15 protein-coding genes and 1 pseudogene are annotated in these 17,141 nt (G+C 42.6%); all 16 read left to right on the forward strand.

Annotated features, from left to right (window positions below):
- A partial coding sequence (locus DAHG_RS14485; protein ID WP_187118765.1) for a leucine-rich repeat domain-containing protein occupies positions 1-2,290 on the forward strand: 2,290 nt, incomplete at its 5' end.
- A gap of 337 nt (positions 2,291-2,627) precedes the next feature.
- Positions 2,628-3,526 (forward strand): annotated as a pseudogene (locus tag DAHG_RS19845) (aspartate carbamoyltransferase catalytic subunit).
- Positions 3,523-4,590 carry a carbamoyl phosphate synthase small subunit gene (locus tag DAHG_RS14495; RefSeq protein ID WP_022939069.1) on the forward strand — a complete coding sequence of 356 codons (1,068 nt, stop codon included), beginning with the start codon at positions 3,523-3,525 and terminating at the stop codon, positions 4,588-4,590. Before DAHG_RS19845 ends, DAHG_RS14495 begins: the two are co-directional and overlap by 4 nt.
- Entirely contained in the window at positions 4,583-7,783 is a 3,201-nt protein-coding gene (carB, locus tag DAHG_RS14500; protein WP_022939070.1) for a carbamoyl-phosphate synthase large subunit, read from the forward strand. Before DAHG_RS14495 ends, carB begins: the two co-directional genes overlap by 8 nt.
- A 1-nt stretch (position 7,784) precedes the next feature.
- Entirely contained in the window at positions 7,785-8,528 is a 744-nt protein-coding gene (locus DAHG_RS14505) for a dihydroorotate dehydrogenase electron transfer subunit (protein WP_022939071.1), read from the forward strand.
- The gene (locus DAHG_RS14510; protein WP_022939072.1) at positions 8,528-9,439 is read left to right on the forward strand and encodes a dihydroorotate dehydrogenase; all 912 of its coding nucleotides are present in this window, start codon (positions 8,528-8,530) and stop codon (positions 9,437-9,439) included. The genes DAHG_RS14505 and DAHG_RS14510 overlap by 1 nt, the downstream gene beginning before the upstream one ends.
- On the forward strand, positions 9,436-10,137 hold the full coding sequence (pyrF, locus tag DAHG_RS14515) for an orotidine-5'-phosphate decarboxylase (RefSeq protein WP_022939073.1): 702 nt from the start codon (positions 9,436-9,438) through the stop codon (positions 10,135-10,137). The genes DAHG_RS14510 and pyrF overlap by 4 nt, the downstream gene beginning before the upstream one ends.
- Before the next feature lies 1 nt (position 10,138).
- Positions 10,139-10,774: an orotate phosphoribosyltransferase gene (gene pyrE / locus DAHG_RS14520; RefSeq protein WP_022939074.1), complete on the forward strand. Its 636-nt coding sequence runs from the start codon at positions 10,139-10,141 to the stop codon at positions 10,772-10,774.
- A 51-nt stretch (positions 10,775-10,825) separates the two neighbouring features.
- On the forward strand, positions 10,826-11,191 hold the full coding sequence (locus DAHG_RS14525; protein WP_022939075.1) for a DUF4186 domain-containing protein: 366 nt from the start codon (positions 10,826-10,828) through the stop codon (positions 11,189-11,191).
- Between the two features lie 108 nt (positions 11,192-11,299).
- Positions 11,300-12,853, forward strand: coding sequence for a flotillin family protein (locus DAHG_RS19850; RefSeq protein ID WP_022939076.1), 1,554 nt, complete (start codon positions 11,300-11,302; stop codon positions 12,851-12,853).
- Positions 12,854-12,934: 81 nt separating this feature from the next.
- Positions 12,935-14,419 (forward strand): glycerol kinase GlpK, encoded by a 1,485-nt coding sequence (gene glpK / locus DAHG_RS14535; RefSeq protein WP_022939077.1) that lies wholly within the window; start codon positions 12,935-12,937, stop codon positions 14,417-14,419.
- The gene (locus DAHG_RS14540) at positions 14,419-14,919 is read left to right on the forward strand and encodes a nitroreductase family protein (protein WP_022939078.1); all 501 of its coding nucleotides are present in this window, start codon (positions 14,419-14,421) and stop codon (positions 14,917-14,919) included. The genes glpK and DAHG_RS14540 overlap by 1 nt, the downstream gene beginning before the upstream one ends.
- Before the next feature lie 84 nt (positions 14,920-15,003).
- Positions 15,004-15,420, forward strand: a complete 417-nt coding sequence (locus DAHG_RS14545; RefSeq protein WP_022939079.1) for a hypothetical protein — start codon at positions 15,004-15,006, stop codon at positions 15,418-15,420.
- Between the two features lie 93 nt (positions 15,421-15,513).
- On the forward strand, positions 15,514-16,011 hold the full coding sequence (locus tag DAHG_RS14550) for a Gx transporter family protein (RefSeq protein WP_022939080.1): 498 nt from the start codon (positions 15,514-15,516) through the stop codon (positions 16,009-16,011).
- A gap of 8 nt (positions 16,012-16,019) precedes the next feature.
- Positions 16,020-16,289 carry a TIGR03905 family TSCPD domain-containing protein gene (locus tag DAHG_RS14555; protein ID WP_022939081.1) on the forward strand — a complete coding sequence of 90 codons (270 nt, stop codon included), beginning with the start codon at positions 16,020-16,022 and terminating at the stop codon, positions 16,287-16,289.
- Entirely contained in the window at positions 16,273-16,764 is a 492-nt protein-coding gene (locus DAHG_RS14560; RefSeq protein WP_022939082.1) for a dUTP diphosphatase, read from the forward strand. The genes DAHG_RS14555 and DAHG_RS14560 overlap by 17 nt, the downstream gene beginning before the upstream one ends.
- The last annotated feature ends 377 nt before the right edge of the window (positions 16,765-17,141 follow it).

Consider the following 17,141-nt stretch of genomic DNA (forward strand, 5'->3'; position numbering starts at 1 on the left):
AGAGAAAATTGAAGTACAATCAACAACCAAAGGTGAAATCGTGATTGAAGTTCCAGCACAGGAAGTAAGTACACGGACATATGCAAGTATCGACATTCAGGCACCGGTAGAAAGCCTTGAAGTAAAGACTGATACACAAATCAAGGTAAATGCTGATGTTAAGAATGTTGTAGTAACCGAAAGTGCAAAAGATACAGCCATTGAAGTATCAAAAGGCAGTACGGTAGGAACATTAACAGCTGACGCACCAGTAAGCATCGATGGAAAAGGAACTGTCAACAAGGTAGAAGCTAATGTCGACGGCGTAGAAGCTGGCAAGGATACGGTTATCAAGAATGTAGAAACAGGCAAGGATGTTGAGCAAGCACCAGAGGTAAATAAACCTTCAACTGGTGGATCAACTGGTGGTTCTTCAAGCGGCGGCAGTGAGACAAGACCGACTGTAAATAAATTGACTGTTGAAAAAATCACTGGATTATCAACACCTGAAGCAGCTGTAAAGAATCAGAATGCGATCACTGTTAAATTTGAAGATAATGTATATAAAGTACGTTCAAACAATACGCTTGAATCCTATGCTTCATCAAATACAGAACAAGGTGAAGGTAAATGGATTGGTTTTGTTTTAGATACCGGGGAATCATCGATTATTGGACTCAGCGTAGATACTGGCAATGGTTGGTATGCATTTACAGAAGCTGATGTTGCGGAAGCAGCAACAGTAGGTGCTGGTGAAGGTAAATTTGTTTTCTGGATGAAAGCTGATGTAACACCAAACCGTACTATCAAGGTGAAAAAGGGTACCAACGGAATCGAAAAAACAGTTACAATCAAGTATAACAGTTTAGTTGATTTAGCAACACAAGCAAAGGGTAGATTGCAAAATATACAGGAATCTAATTTAAATATGGATTGGGATACTGTAATTACAGCTGCCTATTATCAGAGTGAATTAAGCGCTGCTGCGGTTACAGATAGTTCTTTGACAGACACATTAGATACATTGAACAATTACTATAAGAGTATAACAGAACTAGATTTATCGGGTGAAAATACTAGTCAGTATGACATCAGCACTGGTGCTTTAACCATGTTTACCGGTTTGAAGGAACTGAATTTATCTGGAACAGGAATTTCAGAATTAGGCGGATTAGTAGGATTGACAAATCTTGAAAAGCTTGATATTTCAAATAATAGATTAACAACAGAAACAAATGATGATCGTTTAGGCGCATTAGCCAATCTTACCTCATTAAATGAGTTAAACTTATCAAATAACAAGGGTATTACAGCATTAAGTGCAATAGCAGGTTTATCCAATTTAACAACATTGGATATTTCTTCAACATCAATCACTGACTTTAATGTATTTTGGAATGAATCTGCTGCGAGATTTGCAAATTTAACCTATTTGAAAGCTACAAATATTCAAGGGTTAGAGTCAATCGCTGGACTTGTTGAAATAGTAAAGGAAAAAGATTTCAGCAGTGATGGCAAGACCTGGAATTTAAGTGGAAGTACACTTAAAGAAGATAAAGATAATCATATAAAAGCAATCAGTGATAAATTCACAGATGGCAGCTTTATAGCTCCGACAATTTCAACAACTAGCGAAGATAATGTGAAAGATTTAGGTGAAATTTCGTTAAAACCTAATGGTTCTGGTGAACATACAATTACATTCACTCCTTATGAGGAAGCAGAAAATTATGAATTTGTTTTATTGAACAATTATGGATACGAATTACTTACTATGTACAGTGAAGGAACTGAGGATATTGACAAAGTCACATTAGAAGAATTAGTAACTATACCCCCAATAGAAACTATTCAGTCATTAAATGTTTTGACCATAGAAATACGTGCTTTGAATAATAATGATGATTTATTAGCTAAAGGTTCATTAAATATTTCTTTTAAAACAAATGTGGATAATGTTTCGACATCTTTCACAGCCATGTTTATTGAAAATGGAGTATTAGAAGTTGAATTAAATTCATCAGTTGATCTTTCAAAAGCGAATACAGTAGAGATTTTCACAAAATGTACATGCCATGAGGGAGAATCAAGAAGAACAAACATATATAGAGCAATACCTGAAGATTTTGTAGATAATAAAGTTTCTTGGTTAGGTAAAGTGTTTGACTTGAATGTTCATACAACTTGGGAGTCAAAGGTAATATTAGATAAATGTGAATACGACCAGGTTACAGATACTTATACAATCAACATTACTCAGTTAAATAATGGTAATTATGTGACAGTTACTATGCCTACGAAAATTGAGTGATTTGAAAGCTAATCCGTTTAAAGTCTTAGCGTATAAAATATTTATATAATTAGACAAAGTAAAAGTGATAAATTAATAGAAAAACGTGGGATAAGCAAATTATTTATTTGCGATGTTCACGTTTTTTTCTATTAATTGCACAAATGATCCAAAGTACACTGCTCATGCAATTTTGCGATTACCTGTTGAATTTTATCGATGAATTTGTTATTATGTTAGAAAGAAAAGGTCCTTTAAGATAATCCAGAGAGGTTATGAAGGGTAAGAGCAAGATACTCCTAATGAGGTCCTTTTGCATACGCAATGGGCCTTTTCTTTATAGTAAGGAGGAAATACGATGAATAAAAACAGTCTGCTGACGATGAGTAGTTTATCTGAAGAAGAAATTATCGCCATTTTGGCGGATGCTTTGAAGTTCTCAAAAGAATATCGAGATTGGCAATTTTCTAAACCTAAGTTAGTTGCTAATCTTTTTTTGAACCAAGTACCCGTACCCACTATTCATTTGCCAGTGCTGAACTGCAGTTAGGATGCAAAACAATCGACTTCAACGCGTCAACATCATCAGTTGCCAAGGGTGAGAGCTTATATGATACAGTTAAAACCTTTGAAGCAATCGGATATGATGCTGTAGTGATTCGGCACACACAGGATGAATATTTTAAGGAATTGGAAGGTATAAATATCCCTATTCTTAATGCCGGTGATGGCTGCGGGAATCATCCAACTCAGTGTTTGCTTGATTTGTATACGATGTTAGAAGAATTTGGCACCTTTAAAGGTCTTAAAGTAGCAATTATCGGTGACATTAATCATTCGCGGGTAGCTGCCAGCAATTATGACGCCTTAACAAGACTGGGCGCTGAGGTGCGTTTTGGCGGCTATGAGGTTTGGCTGCCTGAAGATAAACCAACGATAACGATTGACGAGGCAGTGGAATGGGCCGATGTCGTAATGCTGCTGCGGATTCAGCATGAGCGCCACGCTGAACATATGCAGTTAAGCAAAGAAGAATATCTGGCTAAATACGGTCTGACAAAAGAGCGTTACGGCCGCATGAAAAAAAACGCGATCTTGATGCATCCGGCGCCTGTTAATCGCGGCGTTGAAATTGACAGCGACTTGGTAGAAGCTGAAAAATCAAGGATTTTTAAACAGATGGAGAATGGTGTGTTAGTTAGAAAAGCGGTATTAAAACGAGCTTTTGAAGCTGCGTTTGAAGGAGAGAAAGCATGAAACGTTACTTAGTGTTGGAAGATGGCTGTGTCTTTGAGGGAACAGCAATTGGCAGTGATGAATTTAAAACAGGTGAACTTATTTTCACTAACGCGATGTCCGGCTATCAGGAAATGCTGACTGACAGTGCTTATTGCGGTCAAATTATCGTTTGTACCTTTCCGATGATAGGTAATGTCGGGATCAACCGTGATGATTTTGAAAGTATGATTCCGATGCTTTATGGACTGGTAGTGAGTGAATGCTGTGATGAAGGCAGTAATTTCCGCTGTGATCAGAGCCTGAATGAGTTTATGAAACAGAAAAAGATTCCCGGCATTGCCGGCGTGGATACACGCGCGATTGTCAGAAAGATTCGTGATGAGGGGGTTATGAAAGCCAGTTTCTGCGATGATGAAAAGCAGCTTGAAGCGATGAAGGCAGAACTGAAACAAAGTACGTTAGAAAAATGCTTGAGCGCACGGGTAACAACTCCGCGTCCTTTCCCAATCCCTAACCGCGGTCATAAGCTGGTATTGGTTGATTTTGGCTGCAAATACGGGGTGATCCGTGAACTCTCTGAACGTGACTGTGATGTGTTGGTAGTGCCATGCACATCAAGCATCGATGAGATTATGGCATTCCGCCCAGAAGGCATTGTACTATCAAGCGGTCCCGGTGATCCGGCTGACTGCACAGAAGCGATTGAAATGATTAGGGCATGTGAAAATACGGCTATGCTGGGTATCGGTTTAGGTGCTGAGGTAATGGCATTGGCCGCAGGCATTAAGGTCAGCAAGATGAAGAGCGGTCATCATGGCAGCAGTATTCCAGTCCGCAATCATCGTAATAACCGCATTGAATTTACATCACAAAATCATGGCTATGAAATTGATAAAGCGATGCCGGCTGACTGTGAATTGCTTTATTCTGCATTGAATGACGGCAGTGTTGAAGGCTTTAAGCGAAATCATCAGATTGGTGTATGCTTTAATCCGGAGGGAGCGCCGGGTAACAGCGAATGCAGCTATTTATTTGATGAATTCTTAGACTTATTGAAAGAAAGAGGGATTAAAAATGCCTAAGCGTACAGATATAAAGAAGATTCTGGTTATTGGTTCCGGGCCGATCGTTATCGGTCAGGCGGCTGAGTTTGATTATGCCGGTACTCAGGCATGTACATCACTTCGTGAGGAAGGGTATGAGGTAGTATTAATCAACAGCAACCCGGCTACGATTATGACGGATACCGTTATTGCCGATCAAGTATACATTGAACCATTGACGCTTGAATTTGCAAGCCGAATTATCAGCAAAGAGCGTCCGGATGCAATTCTTGGCAGTTTAGGCGGTCAGACAGGTTTGAATCTTGTCGTGGAATTAAGTGAAGCAGGTGTGCTTGACCAATATAATGTAGAAATCCTAGGCACTGAATTAGATGCAATCGAAAAGGCGGAGGATCGGGAAAAGTTCCGTAATCTGATGCTTGAAATCGGTGAACCAATTCCTGACAGCACCATTGTACATACTGTTGAGGAAGCGGTTGATTATGCGAATCAGATCGGTTATCCGGTGGTTGTTCGGCCAGCCTTTACCTTAGGCGGCACCGGCGGTGGTTTCGCAGATGATGAGACTGAGCTTAGAGATATCGCGACGAATGGTTTAAAATTATCACCGGTTCATCAATGTCTGATTGAAAAGAGTATTGCCGGATATAAAGAAATTGAATATGAAGTAATGCGTGACAGCAATGATAATGCAATTGTTGTCTGCAACATGGAAAATGTTGATCCAGTGGGCATTCATACCGGTGATTCAATCGTTGTGGCACCGACCCAGACATTAACTGACCGTGAAGTAGGAATGCTGCGCAACGCATCATTAAAAATAATCCGAGCTTTAAAAATCTGCGGCGGCTGTAACGTTCAGCTGGCGTTAGATCCGGAAAGCTTTAACTACTATGTTATTGAAGTAAATCCACGCGTATCACGTTCAAGTGCGCTGGCCAGCAAAGCGACTGGTTATCCGATTGCCAAAATTGCTGCCAAAATTGCCGTAGGCTTGACATTAGATGAAATTATTAATCCGGTTACTAAGAGCAGCTACGCATGTACGGAGCCGGCTATTGACTATATCGTCTGCAAATTCCCGCGCTTTCCTTTTGATAAATTCCCGCATGCTGACCGTCATTTAGGTACCCAGATGAAGGCAACAGGTGAGGTTATGTCAATTGGCCGCAACTTCGAGGAAGCTTTATTAAAAGCAGTGCGCTCACTTGAAATGAAAACGGATCACTTAGAGTACAAGGAATTAAAGCATTGTACGATGGATGAGCTGATTGAAAAGATAAAGATTAATGATGATGAACGGATGATGGCGATTGCTGAAGCGATGCGCAAGGGAGCGGATATTGAATCCTTGTTTGCATTAACTAAGATTGATCGTTTCTTCCTGCATAAGATTGCTCATATCTTAAGTATTGAGACAGCGTTAAAAGAAAATGTCATGGATCAAGAGGTTTTAAGAAATGCGAAGCGAAACGGTTTTGCTGACAGTACGATTGCCCGGCTTTGGAACTGTGATGAGCTGAAGGTAGCCGAGTTCAGAAAACAGCATGGCTTGATTCCGGTATTTAAAATGGTTGATACATGCGCCGGAGAATTTGTTTCCGCAACGCCTTATTACTACGCGACTTATGAGCAGGAGAATGAATCATTCCGCTCGGATCGTGAAAAGGTTGTCGTATTAGGTTCCGGGCCGATCCGCATCGGTCAGGGTGTTGAATTTGATTATGCGACGGTGCATTGTGTGCAGACGTTACGAGAGATGGGCTATGAGGCAATTGTTATCAATAATAATCCAGAGACGGTATCTACGGATTTCTCAATTTCTGACAAGCTTTATTTTGAACCATTAACGGTTGAGGATGTAATGAATGTTCTTGACTTAGAACAGCCGCTGGGGGTTATCGTACAGTTTGGCGGTCAGACAGCAATTAACCTGGCTGATAAACTGGTAGAACGCGGTATCCGTATTCTTGGTACATCCTTAGAGGATATTGACCGGGCTGAGGATCGTCATGAATTTGAAGCGATGCTTCAGCAGTTGAAGGTTCGTCAGCCGCGCGGTGAAACAGCCACAGAAGTAGAGGCTGCTGTTGAGATTGCTCAGCGCATTGGTTATCCGGTGCTTGTACGGCCTTCTTATGTATTAGGCGGCAGGGCGATGGAAATCGTGCATGTGGAAAGTGATCTGCGTGAATACATGGCAACGGCGGTAAAAGAAATCAGTCATGACGCGCCGATTTTGGTTGATAAGTATATTATCGGTAAGGAATGTGAAATCGATGCCATCTGCGATGGTGAAACGGTTGTGATTCCAGGCATCATGGAGCATATTGAGCGGGCCGGCATTCACTCCGGTGACTCGATTGCCGTTTATCCGGCGCCAACGCTGAGTCAGAAGGTTAAAGATCAGATCGTTGATTATACGATTCGCATCGGCCATGGCTTTAACTTTATCGGCTTATTTAATATTCAGTTCATCGTCGATCAGGATGAAACAGTCTATGTGCTGGAAGTAAATCCGCGTTCAAGCCGTTCTGTGCCTTTCTTAAGCAAGATTACTAATATTCCGATGGCGCATCTGGCAACACAGGCAGTTATGGGCTGTAAATTGAAAGACTTAGGCTTTACGGAAGGCATCTGCAAAGAAAGCAAACGGACTTATGTCAAAGCACCGGTATTCTCTTTTGCGAAGCTGCGTTCTGTTGATACAACCTTAGGTCCGGAAATGAAATCAACCGGTGAAGCGCTGGGCAGTGACGCCACATTAGAAAAGGCACTTTATAAAGCGCTGATTGCCTCTGGCATCAAGGTATCACTGAATGGCAATGTGCTGATGACGGTGGCCGATGAGGATAAAGAAGAGGGACTGGCGCTGGCTAGACGCTTTAATGAATTTGGCTTTGGTATCTTTGCGACTGAAGGTACCGGAAATTATCTGCGCGAGCATGGTCTTTGTGTGCATACCGTAGCGAAAATCAGCGATGAGGATGAGAATAACGTATTGAATGTAATCCGTCAGGGGAAGGTCAGCTATGTGGTTAATACGATGAGCATCAAGCGCTCAGTAGCGCAGGATGGCTTCCTGATCCGCCGTGTATCTGCGGAAAATAATATTCCATGCTTTACATCACTGGATACAGCGAATGCGATTGCAAGTATTATAGAAGCACGCAGCTTTGCGACAATATCCATGAATGATCTGGAGGGATAAAATGAGAGAAGATTGCGGGAAGATAATCAGCAATGAATTGATTAGTGAAGATACATATAAAATGGTAATTGAATCAGCGCTGACTCATGAAATGAAGCCTGGACAGTTTGTGAATATCAAGGTGGCGGAGCACTTCCTCCGCCGGCCGATTTCCATCTGCAGCATTGATGAAACAAGTTATACGATTATTTATAAAGTCGTAGGCGAAGGAACTGAATTGCTGTCGGCGATGAAAAGCGGTATGGAACTGAATGTTTTTGGTCCGCTGGGCAGCAGCTATCCGATTCATGAAGAATTACCTGCGGTATTGATTATGGGGGGCGGCGTTGGTGTGCCGCCGCTGTATGAGGTAGCTAAGCAGTATCGGCGTTTGAATAAACGAGTGGTTGTGGCCTTAGGCTTCAATTCATCAGCGGCTTGTTTCTATGAGGAAGAATTTAAGGCATTGGGCTGTGAGGTGCTGCTGGCTACCATGGATGGCAGCAAAGGTATTAAAGGAACTGTTTTAGATGCGGTTGATGCGGCCAAAATCGATCTTGATTTTGTATATTCATGCGGACCGATGCCGATGCTGAAAGCCATTGAAAACCGTTATACAAAAGGCTATACTTCTTTTGAAGCGAGAATGGCATGCGGCATCGGCGCCTGCATGGGCTGTGTCTGCAAAGATAAAAAGGATGAAACAATTTATTACCGAATCTGTAAAGAAGGTCCGGTATTTGAAATAGGAAAGGTGGGGCTGTAATGGATCTGTCCGTAAATCTGCCTGGTTTAAATCTTAAGAATCCAATCATACCAGCTTCAGGCTGCTGCGGCTTCGGCCATGAACTCAATGAGCTTTATGATCTGAGCCGTTTGGGTGGGATTGCGATTAAATCAGCAACGCTGGCGAGACGGTTTGGCAATCCGACACCAAGAATCGCCGAAACACCTGCCGGTATGCTGAATGCCATCGGTCTGCAAAATCCGGGGGTTGACGTAATTATTGAGAAAGAGCTGCCATGGCTCGCGCAGTTTGATGTAGAGGTATTGGCCAATGTTGCGGGCAGCAGCGTTGAAGATTATGTAGAGACGGCAAAACGGATCTCACAGCATGATTGTGTCAATGTGATCGAACTGAACATTTCCTGTCCGAATGTAAAACACGGCGGGGCTGCTTTCGGCACCGATCCGGATACGGCGGCACTGCTTACTAGAAAAGTTAAGGAAGTCAGCAAGAAGCCTGTCTATGTGAAGCTGTCACCGAATGTCACCGATATCGTCTCAATTGCCAAAGCGGTTGAGGAAGCGGGTGCTGATGGGATCGTCATGATTAATACATTGCTTGGCATGCGCTTTGATAAACGCACCGGCAAGCCGATTTTAGCTAATCTTACCGGCGGTTTAAGCGGTCCGGCCATCAAGCCTGTCGCTTTGCGCATGATTTATCAGACATATCAGGCAGTAAATATTCCGATTATTGGTGTTGGAGGTATCGAAACTGCGGAAGATGTGGTAGAATTCTTAGTGGCAGGGGCGAGTGCGGTAGAAGTTGGCGCTGCCAATTTCAAAGATCCGATGACATGTGTCAAAATTATTGAGGATCTGCCTCGTGTTTTAGCAAAATACGGATATAATTCCGTAAAGGAAGTAACTGGAAGGAGTCATCAACAATGAGTAAAACAATCGTAGCATTAGACTTTTCAACAAGAAAGGAAGTTTATGAATTTTTATTAAAATTCAATGAACCAATTTATGTCAAGATCGGCATGGAGCTGACTTATTCATTTGGTTTTGAAATTGTTCGTGAAATTAAAGCCATGGGACATAAGATTTTCCTTGATCTGAAACTTCACGATATCCCTAATACGGTAAAACAGGCAATGAAAAATCTTGCGAAGCTGGATGTCGATATTGTAAATCTGCACTGTGCCGGCGGCAGCACGATGATGAAAGCCGCTATCGAAGGACTGCATGAGGGAGCAGTAAATGGCAAACGTCCGCTTTGTATCGGGGTTACTCAGCTGACCTCTACTTCTCAGGAAGCGATGGAAAAGGAATTGCTGATTGAACGTGATTTAAAAGAAGTTGTTATCGCGTATGCGAAGCTGGCTAAGGAAAGCGGTCTTGACGGTGTCGTATGTTCAGTATTAGAAGCTAAGGCAATTCATGAAGCATGCGGTGAGGATTTCCTGACTGTGACTCCGGGTATTCGTTTAGCAACTGATTCTAAAGATGATCAAAAACGTGTCGCAACCCCAGAAGTTGCGAAAGAAGAAGGCTGTGACCTAATCGTTGTCGGCCGTTCAATTACCAAGAGTGCTGATCCGCTGGCTACTTATCATCAGATTGAAGCGGTAATGGAGGGGAAATAAGATGATTGAAAAGGAAATTGCGAAAAGCTTATTGGATGTGAAGGCTGTCTTTTTAAGACCGAATGAACCCTTCACATGGGCAAGCGGCATCAAAAGTCCAATTTATTGCGACAATCGTTTAGTGCTCTCTTTTCCGGAAAAAAGAGATTTAGTTAAAAATGGTTTAGTTGATTTAATCAAGAAGGCATATCCGGAAGTTGAGGTTATCATGGGAACGGCGACCGCAGGTATCCCGATGGCAGCTTTGACAGCTGATGTTATGGGTATCCCAATGGGTTATGTCCGTTCTTCTAATAAGACACACGGTAAGGAAAACAAGATTGAAGGCCGGGTTCTGCCAGGTCAGAAAGTTGTTGTTGTGGAAGATTTGATTTCAACCGGCGGCAGCTGCATCGGTGTGGTAGAAGCGCTGCGTGAAGCTGGCGCGGTTGTCTTAGGTGTTGCAGCCATCTTCTCTTATCAGCTGCAGGATGCTGTTAATAACTTTGGCTCAATCGATTGCCCGTTTGTGACATTAAGCAATTATGACGCATTGATTGAAACGGCATTAGAGCTTGACTATATCAAGGCTGAGGATCTTGAAAAGCTGAAAGCTTGGAAACAAGATCCAAAAGACGAAAGCTGGATGACTAAATAATAATGAAAGCGGCGCAATGCCGTTTTTCTTTTAAAAAAAGGAAGTGAGTTTATGTCAGCACCAAGTTCTATGGATGAATTATTTGCGCGTTTATCGAGATCAGCGTTTCGCAGCCGCTTTCAGTTAAAGGCAAAAGAATTGGCTTATATTGAAGCAAAAGGTTTGCCGACCATTCGCCGCCATGCCGAGGATTTTGTTGCCAAGCGGTTAGCTGCCGCTGAACCTCTCAATGATGGCAAACAGACGCCGATGCGGGGTCATCCGGTATTTATTGCTCAGCATGCGTGTGCTGTGTGCTGCCGCGGCTGTCTTGAAAAATGGCATGGTATCCCAAAGCATAAGGAATTAAGTCAGGCAGAGCAGGCATATATCGTCGAAGTTATCATGATATGGATTGACCGACAGCTGCATAAATAAACGCTTTTCATCATTTCATTACCTTTTTGTCATTATTACAATTTAGAAAGTATTTTCAAAAAAAGAATATTGTATAATGATATCAACTTAGAAAGAGGGGTAAAGAGAATGAATAGAATTTTTGAAGCATTAGCGTCAGTATTGCCGATTCTTCTTGTTATAGCTGTTGTGCTGATTCTGATTTCGCTTTGCTGGCGAAAAGTACCGCAGGACAAAGCGGCCGTCATCACCGGCTTTACAAAAAGAATCATTACCGGTAAAGCGGGATTAGTCATTCCGTTTTTTGAAAGAATTGATATTGTATCATTGGAAAACATTCCTATCACATTTACAACTGAGGATGTTATGGACTGTGAAGGTGTTCCAATTACAACTACTGGTACGGCTGTCGTAAAAATTATCAACAATCCGGAAAATATTTATAAGGCTGTTGAACAATTCGACTCAGCTTCAATCAGTAAAACGGTTGACAATATCCGTACAACGGTTACCGATGTTATCGAAGGTAACCTGCGTGAAATCATCGCTACCATGTCAGTAGAAGAAATTTATAAGAATCGTGATATGTTCTCTAGCAAGGTTGAAGATGTAGCTGAAGATGTATTAGGCCGTATGGGTCTGCAGATTGTTGTTTTAACGATTAAGGATATTGATGATAAGAACGGCTTCTTAAAGGCATTAGGTGCTAAAAAAATCGCGGAAGTGAAGAAGGATGCGACGATTGCGGAGGCCGAGGCTGCGAAGGAAGCGGATATCAAAACCGCTGAATCAAGACGGCTTGGTGAGCAGGCAAAGATCGAGGCGCAGGTTAAGATTGAAGAAGCCCGCAAAAATCAGGCGGTACAGGTTGCAAGCTTTAAGCAGGAGCAGGATACAAAGACCGCTGAAGCTGATTTAGCGTATAAGATCCAGCAGGAAACAACCCGTAAAATGGTTATCGATAAAGAAAAAGACGCGGAAATTCTGGAACAGCAAAGGGCGACTGAATTAGCTAAACAGAAGGCACTGCGTAAGGAAATTGAATTGCAGGAGACAGTGTTGAAGCCGGCGGAAGCGGCTAAGACACAGCGCCAGCTTGAGGCTGATGCTAATAAGTATGAAGAAATCGCTAAGGCTGAAGCACTGGCGGAAGCTAGACGCAAGGAAGGTGCTGCCGAGGCAGAGGTTATTCGCCAGACAGGTGCCGCGGAGGCGGAAGCCATTCGTTTAAAAGGTATTGCGGAGGCGGAGAGTCTGCAGAAACAAGCCGAAGCTTATCAGCAGTTTAACAATGCTGCGATGCTCAGCAAGGTTGTTGAACAATTGCCGCAGATGGCAGCTGCGATTGCTGAACCGTTGGCTAATATCGATAAGGTTATTGTAATGGACGGCGGCAGCGGTGAAGGTACGACCGGCATAGCCAGTAATGTGACTAAGGTTTTGACACAGACGATTGAATCAGTAAAGGAAATGACTGGTTTTGATATTACTGATGTATTAAAAGGACAGACCTATGATGCGAAGGTAAATCGCAGCATCAAGCTGTCACCGGAAAGTGTTGAGGCCGTAAAAGCGGCAGTGACGCCAAAAGAAACTGAAAAAACAGAGGCTGTCGCTGAGCCGGAAGTGAAGGCAGAAGCTAAACCGGAAGTTAAAAAAGAAGAAAAATTATCCTGGGAGTAATCATTCCCAGGATTTTTTTCTTGGATGCAGTAAACGGTTACAGAAGATTTTATGCTATAATTGATTCAAGAGGGTGTAAACATGGAAAAATATATCTTAGCGATTGATCAGGGGACAACGAGTACCCGCGCGATTTTATTTGATAAGCATGGCAATCTGCAGGCAACGGCTCAGCGGGAATGTGAGAATTTTTATCCGCAGCCGTCTTGGGTCGAACAGAATGCGAATACGATTTGGTCTTCAACGGTAGGGGTCATCAGCGAAGCTGTGGCTGCGGCTAATTTAAAAATGGAGGATGTTGCGGCCATCGGTATCACCAATCAGCGTGAAACGACGATCATTTGGGATAAATTAACGGGTCAGCCGATTTATATGGCAATTGTCTGGCAGAGCCGGCAAAGTGATTGCTACTGTCAGGAAATGAAGCAAAAGGGATACGAGCCATTATTTTTTGAAAAAACCGGCTTGGTTTTAGATCCGTATTTCAGCGCCAGCAAGATCCGTTATATTTTGGATCATGTGGAAGGGGCGCAGGCGAGAGCCGAGCGCGGTGAGCTGTGCTTTGGGACAGTGGATTCATTTCTGATTTGGAAGCTGACGGGCGGCAAGGTGCATGTAACGGATGTCAGCAATGCGTCAAGAACTTTATTAATGAATCTGCATACGCTTGATTATGATGAGGAACTGCTTAAGCTATGGAATATTCCGCGCTGTTTATTGCCTGAAATCAAGGATACCTCCTGTGTCTATGGCTTGAGTGACGCTTCTTTGTTTGGCGTGCAGATTCCTATTGCAGCGGCGGTCGGCGATCAGCAGGCAGCGTTGTTTGGTCAGACATGCTATGCGCCGGGCAGTGTTAAAAATACTTATGGTACCGGCTGTTTTCTGCTGATGAATACAGGCAGTCAGATTATTCATTCAAAGCACGGCCTGCTTTCCTGCGCGGGCTGGAAAATCGGCAGCGAGATAAACTATGTGCTGGAGGGCAGTGTGTTTGTGGCCGGGGCAGCTATCCAGTGGCTGCGTGATGGCTTAAAAATCATTCAAGATTCTTCAGAGACATACCGCCGTTCGCTGGCGGTTAAAAGCAGCGATGGCGTATATGTGGTGCCTGCCTTTACGGGCCTTGGGGCGCCATATTGGCTGCCGTCATGCCGGGGTGCGATATTTGGCTTGACCCGCGGTACAAGTCAGGATCATCTCATCCGCGCTACCTTGGAATCATTGGCCTATCAGACTGAAGATGTCCTGCAGGCGATGCAGAAGGATGCCGGCATGAAGCTGACAGCTTTAAAGGTTGACGGTGGTGCCAGTAAGAATGATTTCTTGATGCAGTTTCAAAGCGATATTTCCAATTGTGATGTCCACCGTTCATTAATCAGTGAGACAACCGCCTTAGGGGCTGCTTGTCTGGCAGGTCTGGCGGTAGGCTTCTGGAAGGATAAACAAGAGATTATCGATAATTTTAAGAGCGGCAGTCAGTTTACGCCGACAATTGATGAGGAAGAAAGGAGTAAGCTGCTTGAAGGCTGGCATCGTGCCATTGAAGCAGCCATGAAATTCTGATGATTGAAGCGATTAAAAAAAGAAGAAGTATCCGCAGTTATCAAAACAAACCGGTAGAGCCGGAAAAAATCAACGAACTGCTGCAGGCCGCAATGCTGGCGCCAAGTGCGATGAATTTGATGCCCTGGCATTTTACAGTGGTAACTAACCGGGAAAAATTAACGCAGATACCGACTTATCATCCATATACGAATATGATGAAAACAGCTCCCTGCGCAATCATCGTATCCGGAGATAGAGCGATAACTAAAAAAGATGCATTTATATATTGTGACTGTTCGGCGGCCATCATGAATATACTGCTGAGTGCCGTTGATCTTGACCTTGGCACATGCTGGTGCGCGATTGCTCCCGATGAGAGCCGCATGAGCGCGTTCCGCTCTGCGTTCGATCTGCCTGAGGCATGGCTGCCGGTAGCGGTTGTGGCGGTGGGGTATGCCGCGGAACAAAAGGGAATGAAAGATACTTTTAAGCCTGAAAGAATTACTTATTGTGAATAAAAATCGCTCAGGTGTATAGCAACGATACAATTGACACAGAATAATACCGAGTGCTATATTGAAAGCCTACGGGAGGTATTATTTATGAAAAAGTTAAGCGTATTATTAATGGTGCTGGCATTAGTTGGATGCAGCAGCAATACTGCTCCGGTTTCTAAAACTGGTACAGGCGAAGTTGAAACAGATTCTGATAAGACAACAGTTACTGTTACTTTAGAGGGCGATAAGTTGACTGCGGTTTCAATTGACCAAGCGAATAAAGGTTCTGACAGCAAAAAGGAATTGAAGGAAGCTTATAACATGAAGCAAGCTTCATCAATTGGTAAGGAATGGTTTGAACAAGCTGAATTCTTAGAAAATTATATGGTTGAAAATAATACAACTGAAATTGAAATGGATGAAAATGGTAAAGCTGTTTCTGAAGATGTATTATCTGGCTGCACAATCGGTATCAAGGATATCGTAGAAGCTGCTAACCAAGCTGTAAAAGCTGCGAAATAATGTTAAGCAAGGTCACTTTAAGCGAAGCGGCCTTGCTTTTTTCATTGCAATTAAATTGAACTCATGTATAATTAATTAACGGGAGTGTTGTTCATGAGAAATACTAAAAAATTGACAATGGTTGCAATGATGATTGCCTTATCCGTTGTTTTTCATACCGTTGAGGGCATGGTTTGGAATCCGGCAGAATTTGTCGTACCGGGTTTTAAATTAGGCCTTGCGAATATCGTCGGCCTGATCGCCTTATTCAAGTTTGACAGCAAAACGATGATTACTGTTAATTTTATGCGTGTCATGATTTCCAGCTTACTGACGGGTACGATTCTCGGCCATGTATTCTGGCTTTCATTAAGCGGCGTGGTACTGTCGACAGCGATGGCGATTCTGCTGCATAATAAGGTCAAGCTCAGTCCGATCGGTGTCAGTATCGGCGCCAGTGCTTTTCACTGCATCGGTCAGATTTTAATGGCAGTTTATTTGTATAACCAAATTCGGATGGTATTCTATCTGCCGGTTTTGCTGCTGCTGAGTGTGCCGACCGGAATTGTGACGGGTATTATTTCACAGATGGTTGTGAAACGATTAAAATAGGAGGAATTATGGAGAAATATTCATATCGTACAAAGGGTGTGTGTTCCACCCGAATGGACTTTGAAATTGAAGGTGACATTATAAAATCTTTACAGGTCATGAATGGCTGTGACGGTAATCTTAAAGGGATTGCAAGCATAATACGCAATAAGACAATTGATGAAGTGATTGAAGCCTTTGAAGGCATTCAGTGCGGTTTTAAAAAGACTTCATGTCCGGATCAAATTGCCTGCGCATTGAAATTATATAAGGAGCAGCAGCATGCAGTTAAAGGTTAATGATCTGTATCAACTGCAGAATGACTTGGACGAAGAAATCTATCAAAAATTTTCATTGACTCGTGAGGGGACATCGATACGCCGCCGTTTAGCTTTGCTTGTTGAGCTTGGCGAGTGTGTGAATGAAACCCGCTGCTTTAAATTTTGGAGCGTTAAGGGGCCAAGTCCGGCGCCCGTAATTCTTGAGGAATACGCTGACGGAATTCACTTCCTGCTCTCATTGGGCATTGATTTAAAAGATCCTTCGGATCATATTGCCAGTATTGAAGCGAGTGAGGATTTGACAAATGCTTATCTAAAAATGTATGAGCTTTGCTTAGACTTTCATCAGCATTTTGATTTAGCGCACTATCATCAGTGCTTTGGTTATTATCTGGGAATCGCTCAGCGCCTGGGTTATACCGCTGAGGACATCCGCGAGCATTACTTGCTGAAAAACCAAGAGAATCATCATCGTCAGGATACCAATTACTAATCGACGCAAAGCGCGTCTTTTTTTTGCTTGCTGCTGTGTTTACATTGTGATGAAAATTTACATAAAAATAATTGAAATAAAATGTAAAATGTTGTTGCAAAGATTTTCTTTCTCTGTTATACTAGAACCAGTTAAAGAAATTAACTAAGTTTTACATAATTTCAATTGCCTTTGTTCATACCTCCTTGTAGCAAAACTTTCCTGATGAACATGAAATTATGTAAAATCATCAAAAATACGCCATTCGGGCGTTTTTTTTGTATTATAGAAAATTGCATTTTCAAGCATCAAAGTACCGATATCTCATTATGAAGAGGTGTCTAAAAAATGACAAAATAGTGGAAATCATCGTGTAAATATGATATACTATAAGTAAC

The organism is Dielma fastidiosa (assembly GCF_000313565.1).
GTDB lineage: Bacteria > Bacillota_I > Bacilli_A > Erysipelotrichales > Erysipelotrichaceae > Dielma > Dielma fastidiosa.

Coding starts and splice junctions, on each gene's coding strand:
- DAHG_RS14525 (WP_022939075.1), top strand. CDS start 10,826: ATGTCAGCACCAAGTTCTATGGATGAATTATTTGCGCGTTTATCGAGA.
- DAHG_RS14550 (WP_022939080.1), top strand. CDS start 15,514: ATGAGAAATACTAAAAAATTGACAATGGTTGCAATGATGATTGCCTTA.
- DAHG_RS14510 (WP_022939072.1), top strand. CDS start 8,528: ATGGATCTGTCCGTAAATCTGCCTGGTTTAAATCTTAAGAATCCAATC.
- DAHG_RS14495 (WP_022939069.1), top strand. CDS start 3,523: ATGAAACGTTACTTAGTGTTGGAAGATGGCTGTGTCTTTGAGGGAACA.
- DAHG_RS14540 (WP_022939078.1), top strand. CDS start 14,419: ATGATTGAAGCGATTAAAAAAAGAAGAAGTATCCGCAGTTATCAAAAC.
- DAHG_RS14555 (WP_022939081.1), top strand. CDS start 16,020: ATGGAGAAATATTCATATCGTACAAAGGGTGTGTGTTCCACCCGAATG.
- pyrE (WP_022939074.1), top strand. CDS start 10,139: ATGATTGAAAAGGAAATTGCGAAAAGCTTATTGGATGTGAAGGCTGTC.
- pyrF (WP_022939073.1), top strand. CDS start 9,436: ATGAGTAAAACAATCGTAGCATTAGACTTTTCAACAAGAAAGGAAGTT.
- DAHG_RS14560 (WP_022939082.1), top strand. CDS start 16,273: ATGCAGTTAAAGGTTAATGATCTGTATCAACTGCAGAATGACTTGGAC.
- glpK (WP_022939077.1), top strand. CDS start 12,935: ATGGAAAAATATATCTTAGCGATTGATCAGGGGACAACGAGTACCCGC.
- carB (WP_022939070.1), top strand. CDS start 4,583: ATGCCTAAGCGTACAGATATAAAGAAGATTCTGGTTATTGGTTCCGGG.
- DAHG_RS14545 (WP_022939079.1), top strand. CDS start 15,004: ATGAAAAAGTTAAGCGTATTATTAATGGTGCTGGCATTAGTTGGATGC.
- DAHG_RS19850 (WP_022939076.1), top strand. CDS start 11,300: ATGAATAGAATTTTTGAAGCATTAGCGTCAGTATTGCCGATTCTTCTT.
- DAHG_RS14505 (WP_022939071.1), top strand. CDS start 7,785: ATGAGAGAAGATTGCGGGAAGATAATCAGCAATGAATTGATTAGTGAA.